The 5,336-nt window shown below is 76.6% G+C and carries 2 protein-coding genes; both read left to right on the forward strand.

From position 1 onward, the window contains the following. Positions 1 to 1,823: acyltransferase domain-containing protein (locus GTW08_RS02735; protein ID WP_161151348.1), on the forward strand; the 1,823-nt coding region annotated here is incomplete at its 5' end. Positions 1,824 to 1,868: 45 nt separating this feature from the next. Further along, positions 1,869 to 5,336 (forward strand): type I polyketide synthase (locus GTW08_RS02740; protein ID WP_161151349.1); only part of this gene is annotated, 3,468 nt, incomplete at its 3' end.

A 5,336-nucleotide genomic window follows, 5' to 3' on the forward strand; every position in this document is an offset into this window, starting at 1 on the left:
GCCGGGCCGCGCTGCGCCACCGCGCGGTCCTGCTGCTCGGCGAGCACGGCCCCGTCGAGGTGGCCCGCGAACAGGCGGCGCCCCGCCGCGCCGCGGTGCTGTTCTCCGGACAGGGCAGTCAGCGGCTGGGGACCGGCCGCGCGCTCGCCGCCCGCTTCCCGGTATTCGCCCGCGCCTTCGACGACGTCACCGCGGCCCTCGACGCCCACCTCGACCGGCCCGTCCGCGACGTCGCCTGGGGCACCGGGGACGACGCCGCCGCCCTGCTCGACGAGACCGGCTGGACCCAGCCCGCGCTGTTCGCCGTCGAGGTGGCGCTGTTCCGCCTGGTCACGGCGCTGGGGCTGCGTCCGGCCGCGGTCGGCGGCCACTCCATCGGTGAGATCACCGCCGCGCACGTGGCCGGGGTGCTGTCGCTCGACGACGCCGCCCGCCTGGTCGCCGCCCGCGCCACACTCATGCAGGCGCTACCGGCCGGCGGGGCGATGGTCGCGGTCGAGGCGTCCGAGGACGAGGTCGCGCCGCTGCTCGGTGACCGGGTCGCACTGGCCGCGGTGAACGGGCCCGCCTCGGTGGTCGTCGCCGGCGACGACGACGCCGTCACCGCGCTCGCCGCCGAGCTGGCGGACCGGGGCCGTCGTACCAGCAGGCTCGCGGTGTCGCACGCGTTCCACTCACCGCGGATGGAGCCGATGCTCGAGGAGTTCCGCGGCGTCGTCGCGGGGCTGACCTTCTGCGAACCGCGGATCCCGCTGGTCTCGAACCTGACGGGCGAGCTCGGCCCGACCGCGGCGACCGACCCCGGCTACTGGGTGCGGCACGTGCGCGGGACCGTCCGGTTCGCCGACGGCGTCCGCTCCCTGGCCGCCGACGGGGTCGACGTGTTCGTCGAGCTCGGCCCGGGCGGGGTGCTCTCGGCGATGGCCCGGGAGACCCTCGGACCGGACACCGCGGCGCACGTCGTCCCGGTGCTGCGCCGCGACCGGCCGGAGGAGACGTCGTTCGCCGTCGCGCTGGGTCGGCTGCACGCGCTCGGCGTGCCGATGGACTGGCACGCCTTCCACGCCGGGACCGGCGCTCGCCGGGTACCGCTGCCCACCTACGCGTTCCGCGGCGTGCGGTACTGGCCCGCGCCGCCGACACCCGGGAACCCCGGTGGGTCGCCGGGCCTGTTCCCGGCCTCCGGGGCCCGGACCGCGACGGAGCCCGGGCCCGATGCCCGGGTCGTCACGAACCCGGCTTCCGCGACCGCCCGGCCGGATCCGGTACCTACCGGGACCGCGGCCGGGGATCCCGGCGAGGACCGCGCGGGCACCGATCCCGGCGCACGCTACGCCGTGATGCCCCCCGCGGTGCGCGAGCGGGCGCTGCTCGACCTGGTCCGCACGCACACCGCCGCCGTGCTCGGGCACCCCGACCCGGCCGAGATCGGCGTCCGCAGCGTGTTCAAGGAGCTGGGCCTCGACTCGCTCGCCGGGGTCGAGCTCTGCGACCGCCTCGCCCGCGACACCGGGCTGCGGCTGCCCGCGACGCTGGTGTTCGGCTTCCCGACCCCCGAGCTCGCCGCCCGCGAGGTGAGCGCACTGCTCGGACCGGGCCCGCAGGAGCCCTGCGGGCCCGAACTGGCCGGGCTGGAGGCGGCGCTGGACGGGTTGTCCGGCGACGGTCCGGACCGCCGGGCCGTCGCCGATCGGCTGGAGGTGCTGGCCGCCGGGCTGCGCCGTCCCGCCGCGCAGCCGGGAGGCCCGCCCGACGAGGACCTCGACTCGGTGTCGGTCGACCGGCTGCTCGACATCATCGACGAAGAGTTCGACACCGCATGACGAATTCGCTGCCTCCGCGCGCGACCGGATGACGAGGACGAGCTGATGCAGGAATCGCAGGACCAGCAGAACAGAATCGTCGACTCGCTCCGCCGGGTCACGACGGATCTGCGCCGCGCCCGCCGCCGTATCGACGAATTGGAATCGGTCGGGAACGAACCGGTCGCGATCGTCGGAATGGGCTGCCGGCTGCCCGGCGGTGTCGATTCCCCGGAGTCGTTGTGGGATCTGGTGTCCGCAGGCGGCGACGGGATCGCGGAGTTCCCGGCCGACCGCGGCTGGGACCTCGACGCGCTCCGGAGCACCGGCGACGGCGGCAGCGCCACCGCCCGCGGCGGGTTCCTCGACGACGCCGCCGGGTTCGACGCGGCGTTCTTCGGGATCTCCCCGCGCGAGGCGGCCGCGATGGACCCGCAGCAGCGCCTGCTGCTCGAGGTCTCCTGGGAGGCCCTCGAACGCGCCGGGATCGACCCCACCTCGCTGCGCGGCAGCCGGGCGGGCGTCTTCGTCGGCTCCTACCACTGGGGCAGCCCGTCCGCCGACGCCGGCACCGAGCTGGGCGGACACGCCCTGACCGGCACCGCCGCGAGCGTCCTGTCCGGGCGGCTGTCCTACACCCTCGGGCTCGAGGGCCCCGCCGTCACGGTGGACACGGCGTGCTCGTCGTCGCTGGTCGCGCTGCACCTGGCGGCGCACTCGCTGCGCAGCGGGGAGTCCTCGCTCGCGGTCGTCGGCGGGGTGACGATCCTCGCCGACCCGTCGGTGTTCGTGGAGTTCAGCGCCCAGGGTGGGCTGTCGGTGGACGGGCGCTGCAAGGCGTTCTCCGACGACGCCGACGGCACCGGCTGGGCGGAGGGCGTCGGCGTCCTGGTCGCCGAGCGGCTCTCCGACGCCCGTGCGAACGGGCACCGGGTCCTCGCGGTCCTGCGCGGTTCCGCGGTGAACCAGGACGGCGCCTCGAACGGCCTGACCGCCCCGCACGGGCCGTCCCAGGAACGCGTCATCACCCAGGCCCTGGAGCGGGCCGCGCTCACCGCCGCCGACGTCGACGCCGTCGAGGCGCACGGCACCGGCACCCGGCTCGGCGACCCGATCGAGGCCCAGGCCCTGCTGGCCACCTACGGCCGGGGCCGGGACACCGACCGCCCGCTGTACCTGGGGTCGCTGAAGTCCAACATCGGCCACACCCAGGCCGCCGCCGGTGTCGCGGGGGTGATCAAGATGGTGCAGGCCCTGCGGCACAGGGTGCTCCCGCCGACGCTGCACGCCGGCACGCCGTCGTCGCACGTCGACTGGTCGGCCGGCACGGTACGGCTGCTCACCGAGCGCACCGCGTGGCCGGAGACCGGCCGCCCGCGCCGGGCCGCGGTCTCGTCGTTCGGGATCAGCGGCACCAACGCCCACGCCGTGCTGGAGCAGGCCCCCGCCGCCCAGGAGGAGCCCGCGCCGGGCGGGGGGCCCACCGGTGTCCTCGCCTGGGTCCTGTCCGGGCACACCGTGCAGGCCCGCCGCGACCGGGCCGCCACGCTGCACGCCCGGCTCCGCGAGGACGGCACCGCCGACCCGCACGACGTCGGCCACGCGCTGCTGACCACCCGCGCCCGGCACGAGCACCGGGCCGTCGTCGTCGGTACCGCCCGCGACGAGCTGCTCGACGGGGTCGGCGCGTTGGCTGCGGGGACACCCGCCCCGCACGTCGCCCACGGCGTCGCCGACGTCGAGGGCCGCACCGTGTTCGTCTTCCCCGGCCAGGGGGCGCAGTGGATCGGGATGGGCGCACGGCTGCTCGAGGAGTCCCCGGTGTTCGCCGCGCGTATGGCCGAGTGCGCTGCGGCCCTCGACCCGATCACCGGCTGGTCGCTGCACGACGTGCTGCGCCGCGCCGAGGGGGCACCAGACGCCGACCGGGTGGACGTGGTCCAGCCGGCGTCGTTCGCGGTGATGGTCGCCCTCGCCGCGCTGTGGCGTGCCCACGGGGTGGAGCCGGACGCGGTCGTCGGCCATTCGCAGGGGGAGATCGCGGCCGCCGTCGTCTCCGGGGCGCTGTCGCTGCCCGACGGCGCCGGGGTCGTCGCGCTGCGCAGCCGCGCGATCGGACGGTCGCTGGCCGGGCGGGGCGGCATGATGTCGGTCGCGCTGCCGGTCGACGAGGTCTCCGGACGGCTCGAGGAGTACGCGGGCCGGGTCTCGGTGGCCGCGGTCAACGGGCCCCGCTCGGTCGTCGTCTCCGGGGAGCCGCAGGCGCTCGACGAGCTCGGCGCGGTGCTCGACGGCGAGGGGATCCGGGTCCGCCGCGTCGCGGTCGACTACGCCTCGCACTCCCACCAGGTCGAGGAGCTGCGCGCGGAGATCCTGGAGACCCTCGCGGGCCTGTCCCCGCAGCCCTCGGCGGTGCCGCTGTACTCCACGCTGACCGGCGGGCTGCTGGACACCTCGACGATGGACGCCGCGTACTGGTACGAGAACCTCCGCAACCGCGTCCGGTTCGCCGACGCGGTGGCCGCGCTCACCGCGACCGGACACCGGGTGTTCGTCGAGTCCGCCGCGCACCCGGTGCTGTCCCCGGCCGTCCAGGACGCGCTCGACGACGCCGGCATCACCGGTGTCGCGGGCGGCACGCTGCGCCGCGACCAGGGCGGCTACGACCGGTTCCTGCTGTCCGCGGCCCAGCTGCACGTCCGGGGACTCGACGTCGACTGGTCGGTCCTGTTCGACGACGCCGCCGCGGCCCGGGTCGACCTGCCCACCTACCCGTTCCAGCACGAGCGGTACTGGAGCACCCGCACCGCGACCGCCGCCGCCCCGGACACCGGTGCCCTGGACACCGAGTTCTGGGACGCCGTCGAGCAGGCCGACCTGCCCGCCCTGACCGCCGCGCTCGGCACCGACGAGGACGCGGTCACCGCGATCCTGCCCGGCCTGTCCGCCTGGCGCCGCTCCCGCGCCGACCGCGCGGACCTCGACACCTGGCGCTACCGCGTCGAGTGGGCCGCGACCCCGCAGCCGCCCCGCACCGGACCCACCGGCACCTGGCTCGTGGTCACCGCCGCCGGCACCGACCCCGCCGACGTCGTCGGCGTCCTGGAGCGCCACGGCGCCGTGGCCCTGCCCCTCGTGCTCGACGAGAGCACCGACCGGGACGACACCGACCGGGAGGTGCTGCGCGCCCGGATCGCGGACGCCACCGCGGACGGGGACATCGCCGGTGTGGTCTCGCTGCTCGCCGCCGCCGAGGACGACGACCCCCGTCACCCGGGGCTCACCCGCGGCCTCGCCCTGTCGGTGGCCCTGGTCCAGGCACTCGGCGACGCCGGGATCGACGTCGCGCTCTGGCACCTCACCCGTGGTGCGGCCACCGCCGCGCCCGGCGACACCGTGACCCGGCCCCTGCAGAGCCAGGTCGCCGCGCTCGGCTGGACCGCCGCCGTCGAGCAGCCGCACCGCCGGGGCGGCACCGCCGACCTGCCGGAGGTCCTCGACGCCCGGACCGGTGACCGGCTCGCCGCCGTCCTG

It is taken from the genome of Pseudonocardia sp. SID8383 (assembly GCF_009864975.1).
GTDB classification, from domain to species: domain Bacteria; phylum Actinomycetota; class Actinomycetes; order Mycobacteriales; family Pseudonocardiaceae; genus Pseudonocardia; species Pseudonocardia alni.